The sequence below is a fragment of the Parapusillimonas sp. JC17 genome (assembly GCF_052180245.1).
GTDB lineage: Bacteria > Pseudomonadota > Gammaproteobacteria > Burkholderiales > Burkholderiaceae_B > Parapusillimonas.
This window is the reverse complement of the sequence record NZ_CP197474.1, coordinates 2,824,961-2,847,492: the sequence shown is the minus strand read 5'-3', so window position 1 is coordinate 2,847,492 and position 22,532 is coordinate 2,824,961. Positions and strand designations below refer to the sequence as shown.

The following is a 22,532-nucleotide window of genomic DNA, read 5'->3' as shown; positions in this document are numbered from 1 at the left end:
GCGCCCCTATTTCACTTTGAGGATCTTCATCCCGTTGGTTCCGCCGCTGTTGCTGTAGAAATCCCCTTTTGTGAGGATGATCCAGTCGCCCTTGCGCAGTAGCGCCTGCGTCTTCAGGCGATCGATGGCCTGGTCGCTGACCTCTGCGGGATCGATCTTGGCGGCATCGAAAGGCACGGTGTAGACGCCGCGGAACATGGCGGCCCGCCGCTGCGTGCGGGGATGCCGCGTATAGCAGTAAATGGGCACGCCTGAACGGATGCGCGACATGATCAGCGGCGTATGGCCGCTTTCGGTGAGGCTGATGATGGCCTTGATGCCGGGGAAATGGTTGGCGGCATACATCGCCGAGAGGGCGATGGTTTCGTCGCAGCGCGAGAAGGTTTCCCCGAGACGGTGGCCGGAGCGGGTGGTGGTGGGTTCCTGTTCGGCGCCCAGGCAGACGCGGGCCATGGCCTTGACGGCGTCGACGGGATATTGGCCCGAAGCGGTCTCGGCGGAAAGCATGACGGCGTCGGTGTAGTCGAGCACCGCATTGGCGACGTCGGAGACCTCGGCGCGGGTTGGCATGGGGCTACCCACCATGGATTCCATCATCTGCGTTGCCGTGATCACCAGCTTGTTGTGTGTGCGGGCGTGCTGGATGATGCGTTTTTGGATGCCCACCAGCCGGGCGTCGCCGATCTCGACGCCGAGGTCGCCTCGGGCGACCATGACGCCGTCGCTGACCTTGATGATGGCATCCAGCGCACGGTCGTCCGCCACTGCTTCGGCGCGTTCGATCTTGGCAATGATCCAGGCTTTGCTTCCCGCTTCCTGGACGAGCTTGCGCGCTTCCTGGATATCGCTGCCATACCGGGGAAACGAGACGGCGATGTAGTCCATGTCCAGCTCGGCGGCCAGCTTGATGTCTTCGCGGTCCTTGTCGGTGAGGCTGGGGGCCGAGATGCCGCCGCCGCGGCGATTGATGCCCTTGTTGTTAGAAAGCGGCCCCCCCACGGTGACCGTGGTGTGTACCGCGTGTTCCTCGACGGTATCGACGGACAGCACCACCCGGCCGTCGTCGAGCAGGAGCTCGTCGCCGGGATGGCAGTCCTGAACCAGGCTGGGGTAGTCGATACCGACGATGGTCTCATCGCCTTCGCCGGAGGGGTGTTGATTGGAAAGCGTGAAGCGCTGTCCGACCTTCAGCACCACCGCCTGGTTCTTGAAGCGCGCAATGCGTATCTTCGGCCCCTGCAGGTCGCCCATGATCGCCACGAACCGGCCATGCCGTTCGGCAAGGCTGCGCACCAGCTCGGCGCGGCTGCGGTGGTCGTCGGCGCTGCCGTGCGAAAAGTTCAGCCGGGCCACGTCCATGCCCGCGAGAATGAGCGCTTCGATGCTGTCGGGGCTGCTGCTGGCGGGTCCGAGCGTTGCGACGATTTTCGTGCGGCGCCGCGGCGCGTTGGTTGGACTCATTGATGGAGGCTCCTGCGCTTATGCGCGGTGATAGGGGTGGCCTGTCATGATGGACCAGGCGCGATACAGCTGCTCCGCCAGCAGCACGCGCACCATCGGGTGCGGCAGCGTCAGCGATGACAGCCGCAGCTTGCCATGGCAGCTGCGCTTGAGCTCGGCATCCAGGCCGTCCGGACCACCAATCAGGAAAACGATATCCTGCCCGCTCGCGCGCCAATTTTCAAGCTCCCGGGCGAGCGCCATGGTGCTGATGTCCTTGCCGTGCTCGTCCAGGGCGATGCGCAGCGCGCCGGGCGGGATGGCGGCTTCGATACGCCGGGCCTCGGCCTGCATCATCTGGGCGGCCGTTTTTCCCGACGTTCGCGGTTCGGGCTTGATTTCCTTAAGCTCCAGCGGACAGTCGCCGGGCAGCCGGCGGGCGTATTCCTTCCAGCCGGTTTCCACCCAGTCCGGCATGCGGACGCCAACGGCGACGACGATAAGCTTCATGGCTCAGGCGTCATCGTCGTCGCTGTAGTTGAAGGCCGAAGGCATGTAGGGCTGCGTCGACTGGGGCAGCAACTTGACGCGCACCGGCTTGCCTCCCCATATTTCTTCCAGGTTGTAGTACAGCCGGACTTCGGGCTGCATGCAATGTACGACGATGTCGCCCAGGTCGATCAGCACCCATTCCCCGGTGTCCTCGCCTTCGTACGCGATGATGGGAATCTTGTGCTCGCGAGCCTTGTTCGCGACGTTGGATGCAATCGACCGTGTCTGGCGGTTGGAGCTGCCGCTGGCGATGATGACGCGGTCGAAGAGACCGGTGATGTGGGAGGTGTTGAACACCTTGATGTCCAGCGCCTTGACGTCTTCCAGCGCGTCGATGACCAGGCGTTGCATTTTTTGAATATCCATAGAGTGGTGTTTTATCGTGTCGTTAAACGTCGGCGGCGCTGTATAGCCCGTGACGCCGTATGTACTCGGCGACCTCGGCATCCAGCATGCCGCTGGTGGATTGTCCCGTGGCCAGGCGTTCGCGTACCTGGGTGGACGAGATGGTTTGCGGTTTGAACGGCAGGATGGCCAGCCGTCGCCCCAAGATTTCAAGGTGAGTCTGCAATGCCGGCGGCGGCTCCAGCGTGCTGCCCGGCCTCTGGGCCACGACCAGCCGGGCCAGCCGGGAAACTTCCCGCCAGTCGTGCCATGAGCAGAAATTGGCCAGTTGATCGGAACCCAATATCCAATAATACTCGGGACCGCGGGAAAGTTGGCGCAGCGTGTCCACGGTGTAGGTCTTCCCGCCCCGGCGTATTTCGACGTCGTTGACCGCCAGGCGAGGCCGGCGCCGGATGGCGATCTCCAGCATCGCGAGCCGGTGCGGCGCGCTGGCGGCCAACGGGCGTCTTTGCCAGGGATCGGCGGCGGGTACGAGTTCGACCTTGTCCAGTTCCAGCGCCTGCCAGGCCGCTTCCGCCAAGGCGACATGCGCGAGATGGACGGGATCGAAGCTACCACCCAGCAGGCCGATCTTTATAGCCATTCGCGCGGCTTCAGGTAATCGTAGAGTTCGGCTTCGGCCGAGTTTTCTTTGGGTGTCCAGCAATAGCGCCAGTTGGCGGTGGGCGGCATGGAAAGAAGAATGGACTCCGTGCGGCCACCCGACTGGAGCCCGAACAGGGTGCCCCGATCGAGCACCAGGTTGAACTCCACGTAGCGCCCGCGACGATAGGCCTGGAAGTCGCGCTGCCTTTCGGTGTACTCGGTGCCCCGGCGCTTTTCCACGATGGGCATGTAAGCGTTCAGGAAGCAGTCGCCCACCGCGCGCGTCAAGGCGAAGCTGTGATCGAAGCCGCCCTCGTTCAGGTCGTCGAAGAAAATGCCGCCTATGCCGCGCGTTTCCTTGCGGTGCTTAAGATAGAAGTACTCGTCGCACCATTTTTTGTAAGCCGGATACTTCTCAGGGCCGAAAGGCTGAAGCGCATCGTGGCATGTCTGGTGGAAATGGCGCGCATCCTCTTCGAAAGGGTAGTAGGGCGTCAGATCGAGGCCGCCGCCAAACCAGAATACGTCGGCCCCGCCGTCATGCGGCGCGTGCGCCACGAACAGGCGAACGTTCATGTGCGTGGTAGGGACGTACGGATTGCGCGGATGCAAGACCATGGACACGCCCATGGCTTCCCACGACCTTCCCGCCAGTTCGCTGCGGTGCGCGCTTGCCGATGGCGGCAGCGTTTTGCCACGCACATGGCTGAACAGTACGCCCGCCCGCTCGAACAGCGGCCCGCCTTCCAGATAGCGCGACAGGCCGCCTCCGCCTTCGTCGCGCGTCCATTGGTCGGTGTTGAACTCGCTGCCGTCAGCCTCTTCGAGAGCTCGTACGATCCGCGACTGCAGGTCGAGAAAATAATCGTAGGCGACTGAAATTGGAACGGTCATAGTGGTCCTTGTATTGAGAAGGAATCCGCTTTCAGGCAGAGGATCCGCCCGTGGCGGACACGGCGCGCCAGCCGATATCGCTGCGGTATTGCTGTCCGTCGAAATGGGTCTGGGCGATGGCGGCGTAGGCCGAAGCCTGCGCCCGTTTCACGGAGTCCGCCAGGACGGTGACGCACAGCACGCGGCCGCCCGAGGTCTTGAGCACGCCGTCCTCGAGGCGGGTGCCGGCGTGGAAGGTGACGCACTCGTCGGTGTCCTGCGCCAGTCGCTCGATGGCATCGCCCGTGCGCGGAGTGTCGGGATAGTTCTTGGCAGCCATGACGACGCCCAACGCCGTGCGGCGATCCCACTCGATATCGGCCTGGTCCAGCTTGCCGGCGATCGCGAGTTCGAACACATGGGTAAGATCGCTTTTGATCCGCATCATGATGGGCTGGGTTTCGGGATCGCCCATGCGGCAATTGAATTCCAGCACTTTGAGCGGGCGGCTCGCATCGGCGCCTTGGCCGATCATCAGGCCGGCGTACAGGAAGCCGGTATAGGGCAGGCCGTCTTTGGCCATGCCTGCGATGGTCGGCTGGATGACTTCGCGCATGATGCGGTTATGCAGCGCGGGCGTGATGATGGGGGCGGGCGAATATGCGCCCATGCCGCCGGTATTGGGACCCTGGTCGCCGTCCTTCAGTCGCTTGTGGTCCTGGCTGGTGGCCAGCGCCAGCGTGTGCTGGCCGTCGCACATGACGATGAAGCTGGCCTCTTCGCCTTGCAGGCATTCTTCGATGACGACGCGGGCGCCCGCCTCGCCGAAAGTGCCGTCGCCCAGCATCATGTCGATGGCGCGCTGGGCTTCTTCCACGGTTTCAGCGACGACGACGCCTTTGCCGGCGGCCAGGCCGTCGGCCTTGACGACAATGGGTGCGCCCTGTTGCGCGATGTAGTCCTTGGCCGGCGCCGGATCGGTGAAGGTTTGATAGGCGGCGGTAGGAATGCTGTGGCGGACCATGAAAGCCTTGGCATAGTCCTTGGAGCTTTCCAGCTGGGCCGCTTCCTTGGTGGGACCGAAGATCTTCAGGCCGGCGGCGCGGAATGCGTCGACCACGCCGGCGGCAAGCGGTGCTTCGGGGCCAACAACGGTAAAGGCGATTTTTTCGGACTGGGCGAATTTTACAAGCTCGTCGACCGAGGTGATGGCGATGTTCCGCATCTGGGCGTGAGTGGCGGTGCCGCCGTTGCCGGGCGCGACAAATACGGTTTGGACCCGGGGAGACTGGGCCAGGCGCCACGCGAGAGCATGTTCACGGCCGCCGCCGCCGATAACGAGAAGTTTCATAGATTCGAGCTTGATGGCCCCTTGCGGGGCAAAGTTGTATGGATGGGTGTCGGGCCGGGGCGCGGACGTGCTACTGGGCTTCGTCGAAGACGGCGGTAGTGTAAACCTCCTGGACGTCGTCCAGGCCTTCGAGCACGTCGAGCATCTTCTGCGTTTTTTCAGCGTCCTCGCCGGTCAGTTCTGTTTCGTTCAGGGCCTTCATGATGACGCCCTGGACTTCAGGAACGAGCCCCGCTTCTTCGAATGCCGTCTTCAGCGCTGCGTATTCCGCCGGTGCGGAGATGACTTCGATCACGCCTTCCTCGTCGGTCTGGATGTCTTCCGCCCCGGCTTCGAGCGCGACTTCCATGACTTTTTCCTCGGGTGTGCCGGGCGCGAACAGGAATTGGCCGCAATGCTTGAACATGAACGCCACCGAGCCTTCCTGGCCCAGGTTGCCGCCATGCTTGCTGAGCGCGTGGCGCACTTCCGCCACGGTACGGGTGCGGTTGTCGGTCATGCAGTCGACGATGACCGCCGCGCCGCCGGCGCCGTAGCCTTCGTAGCGAACTTCTTCATAGTTTGCGCCATCGGCCCCTCCGGCGCCGCGCTGGATGGCGCGCTGGACGTTGTCCTTGGGCATGTTGGCTGCGGTGGCTTTGTCCCAGGCCATGCGCAGACGTGGGTTGGCGTCCGGATCCGCGCCGCCGGCGCGCGCCGCGACGGTGATTTCACGAATGATTTTTGTCCAGAGCTTGCCCCGCTTCGCGTCTTGGCGACCTTTTCGGTGCTGGATGTTCGCCCATTTACTGTGACCGGCCATAAAGTCTCATCAAATCAAAGGTAAAGTAGCCATTTTAGCGCGTGCAGAACGGCGGGCATCGAATTACACTTGGGCTTCCGATTTCAGTCCTGTCCGCAGTGTATGGAAAATATGGCCGATCCCGTCGTCATCGCAAAGAACGCGCATGCAGAATGCGTACTCCTGCCGCAATTGGCCAATCGCCATGGCTGCATCACCGGCGCAACCGGCACGGGCAAGACGGTTACGCTGCAAGTGCTCGCCGAAGCCTTTTCACGCATGGGCACGCCGGTTTTCGTGGCCGACGTGAAAGGCGACCTGACCGGTATCTCCCAGGCGGCGGAGCCCAGCCCCAAGCTTCAGGAACGGCTCGCCAAGCTGGGCCTGCCCGAGCCGGCCTGGGGCGGCAGTCCTGTGGTGCTTTGGGACATATTCGGCGAACAAGGGCATCCCGTGCGCGCCACGGTATCCGACATGGGGCCGCTGCTGCTGGCGCGCATGCTGGAACTGAATGACACGCAGGAAGGCGTGCTGAGCCTGGTCTTCAAGGTGGCCGACGACGAAGGCCAATTGATTCTCGACCTGAAAGACCTGCGCGCCATGCTGCAGAACGTGGCGGATCGCGCTGCCGAACTCCGTGTCCGCTACGGCAACGTGTCCTCGGCTTCCATCGGGGCGATACAGCGCAGCCTGCTGCGCCTGGAGGGCCAGGGCGCGGAGCAATACTTCGGCGAACCCATGCTCGACGTCTTCGACATGATCCGCATCGATGCGAACGGCCGGGGCGTCGTGAACGTGCTGGCGGCCGACAAGCTCATGCAGTCGCCCCGGCTGTATGCCGTTTTCCTGTTGTGGCTGCTGTCCGACCTGTACGAACGCCTGCCGGAGATCGGAGACCCCGACAAACCCAAGTTCGTTTTCTTCTTCGACGAGGCGCATCTGCTGTTCAATGATGCCCCCAGGATCCTGCTCGAGAAAATCGAACAGGTGGTCAGGCTTGTACGCTCCAAGGGCGTGGGCGTCTATTTCGTCACGCAGAATCCGCTGGACATTCCCGATACGGTGCTGGGGCAGCTGGGCAATCGCGTCCAGCATGCCCTGCGCGCCTTTACGCCGCGCGACCAGAAGGCCGTCAAGACGGCGGCGCAGACCATGCGCCCGAATCCCGGGCTCGACATCGAGGCCGCGATCACGGAGCTGGGCGTGGGCGAGGCACTGGTATCCATGCTGGATGAAAAAGGGCGGCCCTGCATCACTGAACGGGTCTGGATGGTCGCACCCGGCAGCCGCATCGGCCCCGCATCACAGTCCGAGCGACAGGCGATACGGTCGGGCTCCCTGCTTGCCGGAAAGTACGAGCAATCCATAGATCGTGAATTCGCCTACGAAATCCTGCAAAAGCGGGCGGAAGAGGCCGCGCGGTCGGCCGCGGCGTCGGCGGGCAAAGGCACCGCGGCAAACGGGGACGACGGCGGGCTGCTCGGCTCGGTCAACGACTTTCTGTTCGGTTCCACGGGCCCGCGCGGAGGCCGCCGGGATGGCGTCGTGCAATCGGCCGTCAAGAGCGCCATACGCAGTTCCGCAACCAAGCTGCTGCGCGGGGTATTGGGTTCGCTGGTCGGCAAACGTTGATCAAGGCAATAATCAAGAATCAGGCGGGCGTGGGCCCGTCTCGTTATTTCAAGAGAGGTGAGGAAACGCATGTTGAACAAGCATAAGATCGCGGTGATTGCCGGAGACGGCATCGGCAAGGAAGTCATGCCGGAAGGGCTCCGGGTGCTCGAGGCCGCTGCCGGCCGCCATGGCATACAGTTCGAATGGGATACGCTGGACTGGAGCTGCGACTACTACGCCAAACATGGGCGCATGATGCCCGAGGACTGGAAGACCCGCATTGGCGGGCACGAGGCGATTTTCTTCGGCGCCATAGGATGGCCGGCCACGGTGCCGGACCATGTCGCGCTTTGGGAATCCCTCTTCAAGTTTCGTCGGGAGTTCGACCAGTACATCAATCTGCGTCCCGTGCGTCTGATGCCGGGCGTACGATCTCCATTGGCGGACCGCAAGCCGGGCGACATCGATTTCTACATCGTGCGCGAAAACACCGAAGGCGAATACTCCAACAGCGGCGGCCGTCTCTTCGAGGGCACCGAACGGGAAGTCGTCATTCAGGAAAGCGTATTCACGCGTGTGGGCGCCGACAGGGTGCTGAAGTTCGCCTTCGATCTTGCACAAAAGCGGGGCAAGCATCTTACCGCGGCAACCAAGTCCAACGGCATTTCCATTTCGATGCCATGGTGGGATGAACGCGTTGCCGAGATGGCTGCCCAGTATCCCGACGTACGCTGGGACAAATACCATATCGATATCCTCTGCGCGCATTTCGTGCAGCATCCAGACTGGTTCGATGTGGTCGTGGCATCCAACCTGTTCGGCGACATTCTTTCCGACCTGGGCCCGGCGTGCACGGGCACCATAGGCATCGCGCCTTCGGCGAACCTGAATCCGGACCGCAAGTTTCCATCGCTGTTCGAGCCCGTGCACGGCTCGGCTCCCGACATCTACGGCAAGGGCATCGCCAATCCCATCGGGCAAATCTGGAGCGGCGCGATGATGCTCGAATTCCTTGGTTATCCCGATGTGGCCGCGAGTGTCGTCAAGGCCATAGAGACCGTGCTCGAGAACGGGCCGCGCACGCCCGACATGGGCGGCTCCGCAAGCACGAGCGAAGTCGGCAAGGCAATCGCCGAACTCGTGGCGGCGGCCTGATCCGATCAGCAAGCGAGGGGTCAGACCCTGTACGGGGTCTGACCCCGCCTCGGGCGTTGACAGCCTCTAGTGCGGGGCGCTGCTTGCAGGCTTGCGCTGGGTTTTGCGCAAGCCCGACCACACGATGGCGCTGATCATCAGGGCGCCCCCGATCAGGGCGCGCGTCGAGGGGTATTGCGCAAACAGGACGGCCGCAAAGAAAATGGCATAAACGGGCTCCAGGGCGATCACGATGCCGGCGCTGCGCGCGTTCAGCACGCTCAGGCTGGCCACAAGCAGGTAATGCGACAGCGCCGTGCACAGTATGCCCAGCAAGGCGACCCAGAACCAGTCCAGCGCCTGAATGTGCGTGATGGCGGGAAATGAAAACGGCAGCGTAAGCATTGCCACGAACAGGTTTTCCCAGCAGGCCACTTGCTGCGCGGGCAGATGGCCCGCCGCGCGCCGATTGATGAGGGTGAACAGCGCGAAGGTCAGACCCGAAAGCACGGCCCAGCCTAGTCCGATCGTGGCATCATCCCGAAGATCGATGGAGGGCGTCACCAGGACCAGGCCCAGGGTGACCAGGCCCACGATCAGCCATTCCTGGGCGCTGACCCGCTCCTTGAAGACCAGCCGTTCACATAATGTGATGAATGCCGGGAAGCTTGCGAATCCCAGGGTGGCGATGGCCACGCCCGACACCTTCACCGAAATGAAGAAAGTCACCCAATGGGTGGCGAGCATGGCGCCGGCCAGGGCGAGCACGGCCAGGTTGCGCAGATTGATGCCATGCAGGATGGATGCACCCTGAAAGCGCATGAACAGATACAGGGCGGCGAATGCAAAGCCGGCTCTGCCGGCGGTGATGACGGTGGCGTCGGAATTGATGAGTTCGCCGAAGATGCCCGTCAGGCCAAACAATACGGCCGCGACATGAATCGCAAAAAGTGCACGTTGACGATTCATATTTTCAGATACAGAGTCGCATTTACGATTTAAACTAGCCGCATTATCGGACAAGCAATTTTCTTGCAAGGAGTCGGTCTTGAAAACGCAGGTGAAAGCAATACGCATCGAGGAGCACGGTGGTCCAGAGGTACTGAAACTGGTAACGGTGGACGTGCCCGCGCCGCAGGACAGCGAAGTAACTATACGCCAAAAGGCGGTGGGCCTGAATTTTATCGACATCTATTTCCGCACGGGGCTTTATCCGCATCCGCTGCCGCACGGCCTGGGCTTTGAAGCCTCGGGCGTAGTCGAAGCGGTCGGCAGCGGCGTCAAGCATCTGAAGGTCGGCGATCGTGTCGCCTATGGGCAAAGCCCGCTGGGCGCCTACGCCGAAGCGCGCAATGTCCCTGCCAACCAGGTTGTCAAGATTCCTCGCAATGTCAGTTTCGAGCAGGCCGCGGCGCTCATGCTGAAGGGGCTGACCGTTCAGTACCTGTTCCGTCAGACCTATCGCCTGCAAGGCGGGGAAACCATCCTGTTCCACGCGGCGGCCGGGGGAGTAGGCCTGATTGCCTGCCAATGGGCCAAAGCCTTGGGCGTCAAGCTCATCGGCACGGCATCCACACCCGAAAAGGCGGCGCTCGCCAAGGCAAACGGTGCATGGGAAGTCATCGACTACAGCAAGGAAAACGTCGTGGAGCGCGTCAAAGAGCTCACCGACGGCAAGAAGGTGCCTGTGGTCTATGACGGCGTGGGCAAGGACACCTGGCTCACTTCCCTGGACTGCCTCGAACCGCGCGGCCTCATGGTCAGCTTCGGTAACGCTTCAGGCCCGGTCGAGGGCGTCAATCTCGGCATTCTGGCCAGCAAGGGATCGCTGTTCGTGACCCGTCCGTCCTTGGGCGCGCACGTGGCGACACTCGAGAAAATGCAGGCGTCGGCGGATGAACTCTTCGGACTGGTGTCCAAGAAGAAAATCAGCATCAACATCGGCCAGCGCTTTGCTCTGGCCGACGCCGGCGAAGCCCAGACCGCGCTCGCCGGCCGCAAGACCACCGGCGCGACCATACTCACGCTGGACTAATGTCTTGCGGGGTCTGCCTCGGCAGGGTCAGACCCCGCATTGGACATAGGGTCAGACCCCTGCGGGGTCTGACCCTTTTTCATTGGGCGTGGGGTCAGACCCCGTACGGGGTCTGACCCCTTGGGCGAACCCTTAGGCGTGGTACTTCTTGACGCGTTCGACTTCTTCCTTCGAGCCCAGCACCACGCCTACGCGCTGGTGCAGGGCCTCCGGGTGGAGGTCCAGAATGCGCTCCGAGCCATCGGTGGCCGCGCCGCCGGCCTGTTCCACGATGAAGCTCATGGGATTGGCTTCGTACATTAGGCGCAGCTTGCCTTTCTTGCCGGATGGGCGTTCATCGCGCGGGTACATGAATATGCCCCCGCGCGTCAGGATGCGGTGCACGTCCGCCACCATCGAGGCGATCCAGCGCATGTTGTAGTCTTTGCCCAGCGGGCCGGTCTTGCCGGCCAGGCAGTCGTCTATATAGCGCTTGACGGGTGCCTCCCAGTGGCGCATGTTGGACATGTTGATGGCGAACTCCGCGGTCTGTTGCGGAATCTGGATGTCTTCGTGGGTGAGCACCCATGAACCCATCTCGCGGTCGAGCGTGAAGCCGACCACGCCGTTGCCGACGGTCAGCACCAGCATCGTTTGCGGCCCGTACACGGCGTAACCGGCCGCAACCTGCTGGCTGCCTGGCTGAAGGAAGTCCGCTTCCTCGATGTCGCGGCCCGAGGCATGGTGCGGCGCGCGCAGCACCGAGAAGATGGTGCCGATGGAAACGTTGACGTCGATGTTCGAGGAGCCGTCCAGGGGATCGAACAGCAGCAGGTGCTCGCCCTTCGGATAGCGGTTGGGAATCAGGTGTATGGTCTCCATCTCCTCGGACGCCATGCCCGCCAGGTGGCCGCCCCACTCATTGGCTTCGAGCAGGATCTCGTTGGAGAGCACATCGAGCTTCTTCTGGACCTCGCCTTGCACGTTTTCGCTGTCCAGGCTGCCAAGCACGCCGCCAAGGGCGCCTTTGCTCACGGCATGCCCGATGGCCTTGCAGGCCCGGGCGACGATTTCGATGAGCAGGCGTACCTCGGCGGATACCGCCTGCTTTCGGCGCTGTTGCTCCACCAGATACTGGGTAAGCGTTTTTCGTGTCATTTTTTTACTCCGACAGCTAGGGCTTTGGTGATGATTTCCGCGACGTTGCGCGATAATTTTTCCTGGTCTTGTATGTGTCGCAGCGCCGACTGCATGGCGCTGCGCTGAGGTTCGGCGAAGCGCGCCCAGTTGTCGAAGGCACGCGCAAGCCTGGCGGCGATCTCGGGGTTCAAGGCATCCAGCGCGATCACTTGCTCGGCCCAGAAGGCATAACCGTCGGCATTATGCACGCCTTCCAGGTTGTTCATGCAGAACTGGAAAATCAGCGAGCGGGCCCGGTTCGGGTTGCGCAGCGAAAAAGCCGGATGCAGCATCAGTGCGCGCACCGTTTCCACCGTTGTGCCGGGCGCTGTCGCTTGCAGGGTGAACCATTTGTCCATGACCAGCGGATCGTGCTGCCATTGCTCGTAGAAGTGGCTGAGCGCCTGGGCGCATTCCGCGGATTTCGAATGATGGACCAGGGCGGACAGGGCGCCCATCCGGGTCGTCATGTTGCCGGCGTCTTCATACTGCTGGAGTGCAAGGGCTTCGGCCTGTGGATGCGCCCCCGCCATCAGCATGGACAGCGCGAGGTTCTTCAGCGAGCGCAGGCCCGCCGATAAAGGATCCGGGCTGTAGTCGCCGTCATCCGGCGCCGAGCGATAAGCGGACAGCCATTCGGCAGCCAGAGCTTCGCCCAATTGCGCACGCAGCAGGCGCCGCGCCTGAACCACGTGTATCGGGTCCATGGGCGAGGTTTTCTCGAGCAGCTCTTTTTCGGCGGGCAGGCTCAGGACACGCGCCTTATAGGCGGGTGTCAGCGTCGCATCAACCAGCAAGTGCCGCCAGGTATCGAGCAGCGCCTCGTCCGCCGCCGGGGCTTGGTCCTGGCGCAGCGCGTCGACCATGGCCAGCAGCCGGCGGGTGGCCAGTTCCTGGCCGGCTTCCCAGCGGGCGAACGGATCGGTGTCATGGCGGGCCAGCAACATCAGCTCGGTGTCCGGGCGGTCGTATTCGACGATGACCGGCGCTGAAAAATTACGCAGCAGCGACAGCACAGGGCGATCGGGAATATTGTTGAATATCCATGTCTGCTGCGCATCGCGCAGTTCGAGCAGGACGGTGTCCTGAGCGGTGCCGTCCAGTTCGGGTGCCAGTGGCGCGCCATTCCGGTCCAGCATGCCCAGGGCGAACGGGATATGCAAAGGCGGTTTTTCGGCGGGAGGATCCTGCAGCTTCTCGATGCCGACCGGGTCGCATCGCTGGGCGAGCGTGACGGCGCAGCTTCGGGCATCGGCGTCGTAGCGCATGGTGACGGCAACCCTGGGCGTGCCCGCCTGGGCGTACCAGCGTCGGAAGATGTCGAGCTTCCTGCCGGGGTACTTCCGCACATACACCGACTCCATCGCGTTGACGAAATCGTCGCAAGTGACGGCCTGGCCGTCGTGACGGCGGAAATACTCGTCCATTCCCGCTCGGAATCCCTCTTCGCCAAGAAGCGTATGCTGCATGCGGATGACCTCGGCGCCTTTCTCGTACACGGTCGCCGTGTAGAAATTGCCGATCTCCTGATAGCTTTCCGGACGGATGGGGTGAGCCATGGGGCCGGCGTCTTCGGGAAACTGGGCGATGCGCAGCATGCTGACGTCATCGATGCGCTTCACGGCTCGCGCGCTGGCGGCTTCGGCGCCCGAGAGGCCGTGCGCCAGCATGTCCGCGGAAAATTCCTGGTCGCGGAACACCGTGAGGCCTTCCTTGAGCGACAACTGAAACCAGTCTCGGCAAGTGACCCGGTTGCCCGTCCAGTTATGGAAGTATTCGTGCCCGATGACTGCCTCGATCGCCCGGTACGCGGCGTCGGTGGCGGTGTCCTTGTCAGCGAGCACATAGGACGAATTGAAGACGTTGAGCCCCTTGTTCTCCATTGCGCCCATGTTGAAGTCGCGTGCCGCCACGATCATGAAACGGTCCAGGTCCAGTTCGAGGCCGAAGCGGCGCTCGTCCCATTCGAGCGAGCGGCGCAGGCTGTCCAGGGCCCATTGCGTTTTTCCGAACGAGCCCCGGTCGCTGTAGACCTGAAGCAAGGTGTCGCGTCCGCTTTGCGTTTGCGCATGTTCTTCGCGACAGTCGAAATCGCCCGCCACGACGGCGAACAGGTAGCTGGGCTTGGGATGCGGGTCCTCCCAGTGCGCTTCATGGCGTCCATCGGGAAGATCGCGCTGTGCGAGCAAATTGCCGTTGGACAGCAGCAAGGGGTATGTTTGCTTGTCGGCGCGCAGAACGACTTCATATTGTGACATGACGTCCGGGCGGTCCGGGAACCATGTGATCCGGCGAAAGCCCTCGGCCTCGCACTGGGTGAACAAATGGTTGCCCGACACATACAGCCCCATGAGGCTGGAATTCTCCTCGGGTCTGCAAACGCTGACGATATCCAGTGTGAAGCGTTCCGTCTTCGGGTAGACGGTGAGCGTCTCGGCCTGCAGCAGGTATTCTTCGGCGGCCAGGGGCCGGCCGTCGATCGCGATGGACTCGAGTTCGAGATCCTGGCCGTTGAGTATCAATGCTTGCCGGCTGGCGGATGTGCTTTCGAAATTCAATTGCGCATGCACGCGAGTGCGGGCGGGATCAAGATCGAGGCTGAGCTTTACATGAGGCAGCCGGTATGGATAAGGCTGATAATCGTGACGCGAAATGGTAGGCGCGGTATCGGTACGCATGGCATTGGACAGAAATGGATTCTCGACGCTCTATTGTAGTGTCTACGACCGATCTGGCGACCGCAAAGTGGAATGGCGCCGCCGTCTTGCTCCAAAGGCCATCGGGATTTTTTTCGGGCGGCGGGCCCGCTATGATTCCTTGCCGTCCTGCGAATGCAGATCCAGGGCGAGGAACAGGGCGCCCGGAATGGGGTTGAACACGTAGGGCTCCGTAGGCTTGAATCCCAGCGACGTATAAAGCCTGACGGCAGCCGACATGGTCGGAAGGGTGTCGAGACAGATGCGTGAATATCCGGCGCGGCGCGCTTCCTGGCAAATGTGTGCGGCGAGCCGGCTCCCCAGGCGAGTGCCGCGCATTTCCGGCTTTACGTATAAACGTTTCATTTCGCTGGTGTTTTCGTCAATGGGGCGCAAGGCGACGCAGCCAACTGCATCCGTGCCGGTCCAGGCAAGGAGCAGCCGCCCTGCGGGAGCGGCGTATTTCCCCGGCAGGGCTGATAATTCGGCTTCGAAATCCTGGAAGCCCAGGTCGATATCCAGGCTTTCGGCGTACTCGCGGAACAGTTCCCTGACAACGGAGAGGTCTTGGGGTAGTTCGGCGGCTTTTATTTCAATGTTCGGTGCCATGGATCAGTGCTACGGATTGCGGGGCATGCCGCCCCGTCGGGCCATTGTACAACCGCAGCAATTTTTACCGATATGAAACCTTTGAGCCGCCGCCGTGGTCTTATCCTATAGGTTGAGGCGCGCGCTTTGGATAAAATGGCGTGCGCTGCTCCGTCCGGTTTCAGCATACACACGGGGGTCTTATGTGGAACAGATTACAGCAATATGGAAAGGGTGCATGGCGCGCTTCCCTCGTTCTGACGGCTGCCGTATTGGTAAGTGGTTGCGCTTCGACTTTGTCCGCAAGCGTAACCAGTTTCCAGCAATGGCCGGCCAATGCGCAAGGCGCAAGCTATCGGATCGAACCGGCGCCCACGCAGGTCAATAATCTTGAGTTTCAGACGGTTGCCGACATGGTCCGGGCGTCGATCGGTCCCATCGGCCTGGTGGAGGCGCCGTCAGCCGGAGCGGCCCGTTTCATTGTTTCGATCGAATATGGGAATCCCGCTACTCAAACCTGGGTTCGCACATACGATGATTATTATCTGAATGACGGCTGGGGATTCGGCCCGGCTTTCGGCGGCTTTTATGGCGGCGGCTGGGGCGGCGGCATATTCATGAGCAGTTATCCCAGGGATGTGCCGGTGACCGTATATAAGAATGCGCTCACCGTGATTATCAAGGACAACAGCAATAACAAGGCCGAGGTCTATCGGTCGAGCGCCGTGCATAACAGCACCGACGACAGGCTGATACAGATCATGCCCTATTTGGCACGGGCCGTATTCGATGATTTCCCGGGAAATAACGGCCAGACGCGCGAGGTCACCTATGACAGGATGCGCTGAGGGCCGTCCGGCAATGACGCCTTTGCGCCGGTGAGGCGGAAGGCGCACCGTGGCGACGGCCACGGGGTGGCCCGGCGCGCGTCGTTTCCAAATGTTTACTTGACCAGGAAGGAGTCGCGGCTGGCGCCCTCGGCTTCGGCAGAGGTCAGCCAGCGAGGGGCTTTGCCGCGCCCGGTCCAGCTTTCGCCAGTTTCAGGATGCTTGTATTTCACAGGCACGCTGCGTTTGGCGCCCGCTGCCGCAGGAGCCGCTTTTTTCGCCCCGCCGCGCGTGTTTTTCCTGGCATAGGCGGCGGCGATGTCGTCGGGCGTGATATCGTACTCGCGCATGGTCTTGATGAGCGATGTTATCACCGGGCCACGCAGGGCCTGCGCCTGCTTCTGAAGCTTGAGTATTTCTTTTTCGATTTTCTGCTTTATGGTGGTGTATGAGCTTTGGGCCATTGGACGCTTCCGTTTTATGTTGAATACGCGTATATGTGGATGAGGCCATTCGCCATATACGGCATTTATATTTATTAATGCGCAGTTATTTTAATAATGCGCAGTTATTTTAACGTAGTCGTATCGATTCCTTGACTCGGCTATATGTATGAAGAAGTAAATCCCGTTCTTTAAAGACGGACACCATAATGTTCCATGATCACCATGAATAATATGACGAATAATTCATTTCGCGTTGCCGCCATTCAAACGGTGTCTTCCAGCAGTGTCGAGGAAAACCTGCGCCAAGCGGCGGATCTCATCGCTTCGGCCGCCCGGGATGGCGCCCGGTTGATTGCGCTTCCCGAGTATTTCTGCTTCATGGGGCGGCGCGACGCCGACAAGCTCGCCATCAAAGAGCCGCCGGGCAGCGGGCTTATACAGGATTTCCTGGCGGGGCAGGCCCGCGAGCACGGCGTCTGGCTCGTAGGTGGCACGCTGCCCCTTGATAACGAGGAAAAGGACCGCATCTATAATGCATGCCTGGTCTACGATCCCGCTGGAAAACAGGTGGCTCGCTACGACAAGATCCATCTGTTCGGTTTCCGCAAGGGTGACGAATCGTATGACGAGTCCATCTCCATCAGGCCCGGGGAAAACAAGCCCCAGGTATTCGATGCGCCGTTCGGCCGCGTGGGGCTGTCCGTCTGCTATGACCTGCGTTTTCCGGAATTTTTCCGCGCCATGGGCGAGCTCGATCTCATCGTGCTTCCCGCGGCGTTCACCTATACGACCGGTTCGGCCCACTGGGAGATCCTGCTGCGAGCACGGGCCATCGAGAACCAATGCTACGTGCTGGCGGCGGCGCAGGGCGGCAAGCACGAAACGGGCCGTCGGACCTGGGGGCATTCTGTTTTAATAGACCCTTGGGGCGAGATCGTGGAATGCCTGGAGGAAGGTCCCGGTCATATCTGCGGAACCGTCGATCCCCAGCGTATTGCCGATGTGCGGACTTCCCTGCCTGCGCTCAAGCATCGCACGATGTAATCAACATTCATACGGTATCCTGATTCATGAAAATAGCTGATCCTGCCATCAACGCCCTGGCTACGGCCAAATCGGTTTTGCTCGACCCTTGGGGGCTGGACGAATCGCACATGGCGCGTGCCCTCGGCGAGATCTTCACGCATAAAGTCGATTATGCAGACTTGTATTTCCAATATACCCGCAGCGAAGGCTGGAGCCTGGAAGAGGGCATCGTCAAGACCGGAAGCTTTTCTATCGAGCAGGGTGTGGGCGTGCGGGCAATCAGCGGGGAAAAGACGGCGTTCGCCTATTCGGACGCGCTGACGCCCGACGCGCTGCTGTCTTCCGCGCGCACCGTGCGCACCATTGCCCGCCGCGGCGCCGGACGGCAGAAAGTGCTCACCGGAGAGCCGGCGCCGGGCCGGTCGCTGTATCCCGCGATCGACCCCGTCAACACGCTGTCGGCACCCGAGAAAGTCGCGCTGCTGGAGCGCATCGAAGCCATGGCGCGCGCCGCGGACCCGCACATCATCCAGGTCATGGCGGGCCTGGGTGCGGAGTACGACGTCATTATGGTGGCCGGTAGCGATGGCCGGCTGGCCGCCGATGTTCGGCCACTCGTCCGCTTGTCCCTGACTGTCATCGCCGAACGCAATGGCCGGCGCGAAATGGGCCACGGCGGCGGAGGCGGGCGATGCAGCCTGGCCTATTTCACCGACGATATACTCCGGTCCTATGTCGACCGTGCAGTGCACGAGGCCCTTACGAATCTCGAGGCCCGGCCCGCGCCCGCCGGTGAAATGACGGTTGTCCTGGGGTCCGGCTGGCCCGGCATTCTGCTGCACGAGGCGGTCGGCCACGGGCTCGAGGGCGATTTCAATCGCAAGGGGTCCAGTGTGTTTTCCGGCCGGATCGGCGAACGTGTGGCCTCCAAGGGGGTCACCGTGGTGGACGACGGAACCATCGCCGATCGACGCGGGTCGCTCAATATCGACGACGAGGGCAATCCATCGCAGCGCAATGTGCTGATCGAAGACGGCATCCTCAAGGGTTATATCCAGGATTCCATGAACGCGCGCTTGATGAAAATGGCCGTCACCGGCAACGGGCGCCGCGAATCCTATGCGCACCTGCCCATGCCTCGCATGACCAACACTTACATGCTGGCTGGTTCGCACGCGCCTGCCGACATCATTTCCTCGGTGAAAAAGGGCTTGTACGCGGTGAACTTCGGCGGCGGCCAGGTGGACATCACCAGCGGCAAGTTCGTATTTTCCGCGTCCGAAGCCTACATGATCGAGAACGGCAAGGTCACCTATCCCGTCAAGGGCGCGACACTGATCGGCAACGGCCCGGATGCCATGAACCGTGTCAGCATGATCGGCGACGACATGCGCCTTGATCCCGGCGTCGGAACCTGCGGCAAGGAAGGCCAAAGCGTCCCTGTCGGCGTCGGCATGCCCACGGTTCGCATGGAGGGGCTCACCGTCGGTGGCACCGCCTGATTCATGGGGTCAGACCCGCCGGGTCTGACCCCTGCTTCATTTCGACCAAGGGTCAGACCCCATGCGGGGTCTGACCCTGTTTTCTTTTGCGTGAGGGGTCAGACCCCGTACGGGGTCTGACCCCACGTCGGTCAAAATCTGGATAGCCGAAATGGTGTGAGATCAATCTCTGGATTTTGGTTTAACACCATTCTCGCGGCCATTTCCCCTACGGCCGGACCGATTCCGAATCCATGGCCGGAGAACCCCGTCGCAATGTACAGTCCTGCGTGTCCTGTAACCGGCGATATGATAGGCAAAGCATCGGGTGTCACATCTATATATCCTCCCCACATGCGCTGCACCTCTGCCACTTCAAAAGCCGGAAATACTTGTGCCAGTTTTTTCAGGGACGATTTCAGCGCCGACTGCATGGGGCCAGGATCAAGGACACGGTGCTCTTCAAACGGACTGATGTCATCCGAACCAAATCGGCGCCTGATCGACATTTCGCGAAAGAAAGCTTTGCCGAGTCGAAGCTTCACTAGCCCATTGTTTTTTATCCAGGCAGGCAGAAACTGCCGGAACAAGCGAAAGCTGTCAGGCACGATATCGGTATACGAGGCGTTGAATTGCGAGACAGTGTATCCGCCATCGGCTCGTGGGCGGCAGGTGAAATCGCGTCCATTGACAGCGATATCCAAAGGTGGAGTGACGGGGAAGGTGCTGAGCACAGAAGCGCGTACCTTGAGCTGTGGAAGGGAGATGCCCAGATTCCCGCAAAACAGCCGTGACCAAGCCCCTCCGGCTACCAGCACCGCATTTGCCGCCAGTGTTCCATGCTCGGTATGTATCGTCGAAACGCCGGACTCTTGTCTGCCTACGGCCCTTACCGCGCAGTGTTCGTAGATGCGCGCTCCGTGGCGGCGAGCGAGTTCGGCGATCCCCTGTGTCGCGAGGCCGGGTTCGGCGACGCCATCGCCTTGGCTATACAAGCCGCCGATCCAGTTCTCTTTGGCTTCGGGCAAGTGGGCCGAGACGCCGCCGCGATCGAGCAAGACGGCGTCGACGCCCAAGGGCTTCGCCTTGTCCAGCCATAAGCGATAATCGTTCAATTCACCCGACGTGCGGGCCAGGTACAAAATACCGCTTTGCCGGAAGCCGACATCCGTTTGTTGCTGGATCTCGGTCCAACGCTTGTTGGCGAGCAGGGCGAGCGGTATCTCGGGGATATCTCTCATCAGGCTTCTGACCCATCCCCAGTTGCGTGATGATTGCTCGCATGCGAGCGTGCCTTTCTCAAAAACCGCGACGGAGACGCCTGCCCGGGTGAGGGCGTACGCGGTGGAAATACCGATGATGCCTCCACCCACGATGGCGACGTCGACTTTTACCGGCAAAGACTGTAACGGCTCCATATGGGATCAGTTGCTTGCCAGTCCGAGCTGCTTGACGATTTCCGCTTCTTCTGCAAACGTCTTTTCAGCATATGCAGCGTAGTCCGCGCTGTTCAAGTAGACCGGCTCCTGACCATACTTCTGGAGTATTTCTGCGAACTGCGGTGATTTGACGACCTCCTCGAATACACTGGTAAGCTTGGTCATGACGTCGCCGGGAATGCCTTTCGGCGCGGCGATGCCAAAGGGCGCATAGACGGGCGGGATCTCGGAGGCAAGCTCATGTAAAGTCGGCGTACCCGGATAAATCGCGCTGCGCTTCTCTCCCCAGGTCACCAGCACGCGCATCTTGCCGCTCTCGACCATGGGTACGATGGTGGACGAACCGGCGTAGGCGTCGACGAAGTCTCCCATGACCGCCTGGATCACTCCGGTTTCGCCTTGGTAGGGTACGTGCGTCCATTTGACACCATAGTGTTCAGCGATCTGCTCCATCATCACATTCGAGGCACTGCCAACGCTGGCAGTGCCGTAGGTGATTTCCTTCGTGCGGGACTTTGCGGCGGTAACGAAGTCTTCCCAGGTTTTATAAGGGGAGTCCGCCTTGACCGCAACGCCCAGGGTGTAGCCGCTGAGCATCATGATGTAGGTGAAGTCCTTGAGCGGGTCGTAGCCGGCATTCTGTATGTGGGGCAGGCGGAATACAGGGCTGGGGATGATGGCGAGCGTGTAGCCGTCGGGTTTGGCCTTGGCGATTTCGCGGGCGCCCATGGTCGCGCCCGCGCCACCCTTGTTTTCAATGATGATTGGCTGACCGAGTTTGGGCGATACCATTTCGGCGAATCGGCGGATCACCGTATCGGTCGAGCCGCCCGCCTGATATGGAACGATAATGCGTATGGGATGCGATGGATAGGACGAGGCCTGTGCAGTGCCGGTGACAGAAAAAAGTACGGCCACGCCGGCCAGTAAGCTGCTGAGTTTCTTGCTGTTCATGGGAGTCTCCGTTTAATTAGTTTGATTTCCAGCATTCGCCGAACGCGCGATAAAAATTCTTGCCGAGCACACCTGTGATCTGAACGTCGGTCAGGCCGCCGTCCTCTAAAGCTTGCGCCAGAACCGGAAACTGAGCCGGGGTTGGTGTTTCCCTGGGATAGCGCGCCTCCATGACGTCGCCAAATGCCGCAGCCAGGTCGCCCCCCGATGCCGGATACTTGGTGCGGGACATGACCATGACATGCCGGACGGCTTCGTATGTATCCACGGACGGAAAATCGGTGCCGATGCCGACGTGCTCATACCCCACCAGGTCGCCGATGTATTTGACGTTGGCGACGAAATCCTCGAGGCTGGATTGGCGTGCTGGATCGCCCCTCCAATTCAGATAGCCGTGTATGCTGCAGCCCACGACGCCGCCGGTTGCGGCCACCGCCTTCAACACTTCGTCGCTTTTGTTTCGCGGGCGCTTGATGACGCCGTTGGCATTTGCGTGCGTCAGCAGCACGGGACTCGAAGAATATTTGCACGCATCAAGGCATGTCTGCTCCGCACAGTGGCTGGCGTCGATTGCCATGCCCATGCGGTTCATTTCTTTGACCACTTCGATGCCAAAGCGGCTCAATCCGCCGTTTCGCGTTTCCAGGCAGCCGTCTCCGATCAAGTTCGCTTCGTTGTACGTGAGCTGTACCACGCGCAATCCCAGTTCATGGAACAGTGCAATACGATCAAGATGTTCTCCGAATGGTTTTGCATTCTGCCAGCCCATGATGAGGCCGACTCCGCCGCTCTGCTTCGCTCGATCGATGTCCGCGATTTGTTCGACGAGTATCCACGTGGGATTCTCCCTGCACCGTTTTCTCCAGGTGGCGATGTCCTGTACCGCCTGCTCGAACTGCGCGGACATCTCCGTGATAGTTACGTTCATCGCGGTGACGCCGCCTGCGCGAACATCACGATTGTTCCCGTCACTGTAAAACACGAGACCATCGATGACCGTCGCCTCCTGGTAGTTGAATATTCGGGCATGTGCCATCTTGCAAAGCTCCTCAATCAATTGCTATAATTATCGAATAGCGATAGTTAGTTCCCGGTATTCAATATTTTGGCAATAATTTTGCCCCGCTGTCAATGGGGAAAGGTA

Annotated in this window: 21 protein-coding genes; 6 read left to right on the top strand and 15 right to left on the bottom strand. The window is 61.1% G+C overall.

Annotated features, from left to right (window positions below; genetic code table 11):
• Nucleotides 1-6 precede the first annotated feature (6 nt).
• The 7 genes from pyk to ACSBPU_RS13720 form a co-directional block, all read right to left on the bottom strand.
• Nucleotides 7-1,461: a pyruvate kinase gene (pyk, locus tag ACSBPU_RS13750; RefSeq protein WP_180067893.1), complete on the bottom strand. Its 1,455-nt coding sequence runs from the start codon at nt 1,459-1,461 to the stop codon at nt 7-9.
• A gap of 18 nt (nt 1,462-1,479) precedes the next feature.
• Entirely contained in the window at nt 1,480-1,950 is a 471-nt protein-coding gene (gene rlmH / locus ACSBPU_RS13745; RefSeq protein WP_180067894.1) for a 23S rRNA (pseudouridine(1915)-N(3))-methyltransferase RlmH, read from the bottom strand.
• Between the two features lie 3 nt (nt 1,951-1,953).
• On the bottom strand, nt 1,954-2,358 hold the full coding sequence (gene rsfS / locus ACSBPU_RS13740; protein WP_442592644.1) for a ribosome silencing factor: 405 nt from the start codon (nt 2,356-2,358) through the stop codon (nt 1,954-1,956).
• Between the two features lie 22 nt (nt 2,359-2,380).
• Nucleotides 2,381-2,983 carry a nicotinate (nicotinamide) nucleotide adenylyltransferase gene (nadD, locus tag ACSBPU_RS13735; RefSeq protein ID WP_442592643.1) on the bottom strand — a complete coding sequence of 201 codons (603 nt, stop codon included), beginning with the start codon at nt 2,981-2,983 and terminating at the stop codon, nt 2,381-2,383.
• Nucleotides 2,974-3,879 carry an oxygen-dependent coproporphyrinogen oxidase gene (gene hemF / locus ACSBPU_RS13730; RefSeq protein WP_442592642.1) on the bottom strand — a complete coding sequence of 302 codons (906 nt, stop codon included), beginning with the start codon at nt 3,877-3,879 and terminating at the stop codon, nt 2,974-2,976. The genes nadD and hemF overlap by 10 nt, the downstream gene beginning before the upstream one ends.
• 31 nt (nt 3,880-3,910) lie before the next feature.
• On the bottom strand, nt 3,911-5,209 hold the full coding sequence (gene purD / locus ACSBPU_RS13725; RefSeq protein WP_442592641.1) for a phosphoribosylamine--glycine ligase: 1,299 nt from the start codon (nt 5,207-5,209) through the stop codon (nt 3,911-3,913).
• A gap of 70 nt (nt 5,210-5,279) precedes the next feature.
• A complete protein-coding gene (locus tag ACSBPU_RS13720) occupies nt 5,280-6,011 on the bottom strand; it encodes a YebC/PmpR family DNA-binding transcriptional regulator (RefSeq protein ID WP_442592640.1) in 732 nt (243 codons plus the stop codon).
• 111 nt (nt 6,012-6,122) lie between these two features.
• Between ACSBPU_RS13720 and ACSBPU_RS13715 the strand changes: the two genes are divergently transcribed.
• The gene (locus ACSBPU_RS13715) at nt 6,123-7,622 is read left to right on the top strand and encodes a helicase HerA-like C-terminal domain-containing protein (protein ID WP_442592639.1); all 1,500 of its coding nucleotides are present in this window, start codon (nt 6,123-6,125) and stop codon (nt 7,620-7,622) included.
• 69 nt (nt 7,623-7,691) lie between these two features.
• A complete protein-coding gene (locus ACSBPU_RS13710; protein WP_442592638.1) occupies nt 7,692-8,759 on the top strand; it encodes a tartrate dehydrogenase in 1,068 nt (355 codons plus the stop codon).
• Between the two features lie 66 nt (nt 8,760-8,825).
• On the opposite strand, the gene ACSBPU_RS13705 is transcribed toward ACSBPU_RS13710, so the two are convergent.
• Nucleotides 8,826-9,707, bottom strand: a complete 882-nt coding sequence (locus ACSBPU_RS13705) for a DMT family transporter (protein WP_442592637.1) — start codon at nt 9,705-9,707, stop codon at nt 8,826-8,828.
• A 79-nt stretch (nt 9,708-9,786) separates the two neighbouring features.
• Between ACSBPU_RS13705 and ACSBPU_RS13700 the strand changes: the two genes are divergently transcribed.
• Nucleotides 9,787-10,773, top strand: coding sequence for a quinone oxidoreductase family protein (locus tag ACSBPU_RS13700; protein WP_442592636.1), 987 nt, complete (start codon nt 9,787-9,789; stop codon nt 10,771-10,773).
• Nucleotides 10,774-10,905: 132 nt separating this feature from the next.
• Here ACSBPU_RS13700 and ACSBPU_RS13695 read toward each other — a convergent pair whose 3' ends face one another.
• The 3 genes from ACSBPU_RS13695 to ACSBPU_RS13685 all read right to left on the bottom strand — a co-directional run bounded on the left by ACSBPU_RS13695 (nt 10,906) and on the right by ACSBPU_RS13685 (nt 15,236).
• Nucleotides 10,906-11,910, bottom strand: coding sequence for a class 1 fructose-bisphosphatase (locus tag ACSBPU_RS13695; RefSeq protein WP_442592635.1), 1,005 nt, complete (start codon nt 11,908-11,910; stop codon nt 10,906-10,908).
• A complete protein-coding gene (gene pepN / locus ACSBPU_RS13690; protein WP_442592634.1) occupies nt 11,907-14,609 on the bottom strand; it encodes an aminopeptidase N in 2,703 nt (900 codons plus the stop codon). The genes ACSBPU_RS13695 and pepN overlap by 4 nt, the downstream gene beginning before the upstream one ends.
• Nucleotides 14,610-14,738: 129 nt before the next feature.
• The gene (locus ACSBPU_RS13685; RefSeq protein ID WP_442592633.1) at nt 14,739-15,236 is read right to left on the bottom strand and encodes a GNAT family N-acetyltransferase; all 498 of its coding nucleotides are present in this window, start codon (nt 15,234-15,236) and stop codon (nt 14,739-14,741) included.
• A 275-nt stretch (nt 15,237-15,511) separates the two neighbouring features.
• On the opposite strand from ACSBPU_RS13685, the gene ACSBPU_RS13680 reads away from it, so the two are divergent.
• Nucleotides 15,512-16,063, top strand: coding sequence for a DUF4136 domain-containing protein (locus ACSBPU_RS13680; RefSeq protein ID WP_442592632.1), 552 nt, complete (start codon nt 15,512-15,514; stop codon nt 16,061-16,063).
• Between the two features lie 95 nt (nt 16,064-16,158).
• Here the strand turns inward: ACSBPU_RS13680 and ACSBPU_RS13675 are convergent, their stop codons facing one another.
• Entirely contained in the window at nt 16,159-16,506 is a 348-nt protein-coding gene (locus tag ACSBPU_RS13675) for an H-NS histone family protein (protein ID WP_442592631.1), read from the bottom strand.
• A gap of 204 nt (nt 16,507-16,710) precedes the next feature.
• Here ACSBPU_RS13675 and ACSBPU_RS13670 point away from each other — a divergent pair, with 204 nt between their 5' ends.
• Together ACSBPU_RS13670 and tldD are read left to right on the top strand one after the other, a co-directional pair.
• On the top strand, nt 16,711-17,532 hold the full coding sequence (locus ACSBPU_RS13670) for a carbon-nitrogen hydrolase family protein (protein ID WP_442592630.1): 822 nt from the start codon (nt 16,711-16,713) through the stop codon (nt 17,530-17,532).
• A 26-nt stretch (nt 17,533-17,558) separates the two neighbouring features.
• A complete protein-coding gene (gene tldD / locus ACSBPU_RS13665) occupies nt 17,559-19,016 on the top strand; it encodes a metalloprotease TldD (RefSeq protein ID WP_442592629.1) in 1,458 nt (485 codons plus the stop codon).
• 131 nt (nt 19,017-19,147) lie between these two features.
• Here the strand turns inward: tldD and ACSBPU_RS13660 are convergent, their stop codons facing one another.
• The 3 genes from ACSBPU_RS13660 to ACSBPU_RS13650 are packed head-to-tail and all read right to left on the bottom strand — an operon-like array spanning nt 19,148 to nt 22,424.
• Nucleotides 19,148-20,413 carry an NAD(P)/FAD-dependent oxidoreductase gene (locus tag ACSBPU_RS13660; RefSeq protein ID WP_442592628.1) on the bottom strand — a complete coding sequence of 422 codons (1,266 nt, stop codon included), beginning with the start codon at nt 20,411-20,413 and terminating at the stop codon, nt 19,148-19,150.
• 6 nt (nt 20,414-20,419) lie between these two features.
• The gene (locus ACSBPU_RS13655) at nt 20,420-21,388 is read right to left on the bottom strand and encodes a Bug family tripartite tricarboxylate transporter substrate binding protein (protein WP_442592627.1); all 969 of its coding nucleotides are present in this window, start codon (nt 21,386-21,388) and stop codon (nt 20,420-20,422) included.
• A 16-nt stretch (nt 21,389-21,404) separates the two neighbouring features.
• Nucleotides 21,405-22,424 (bottom strand): dipeptidase, encoded by a 1,020-nt coding sequence (locus tag ACSBPU_RS13650; RefSeq protein WP_442592626.1) that lies wholly within the window; start codon nt 22,422-22,424, stop codon nt 21,405-21,407.
• Nucleotides 22,425-22,532 lie beyond the last annotated feature (108 nt).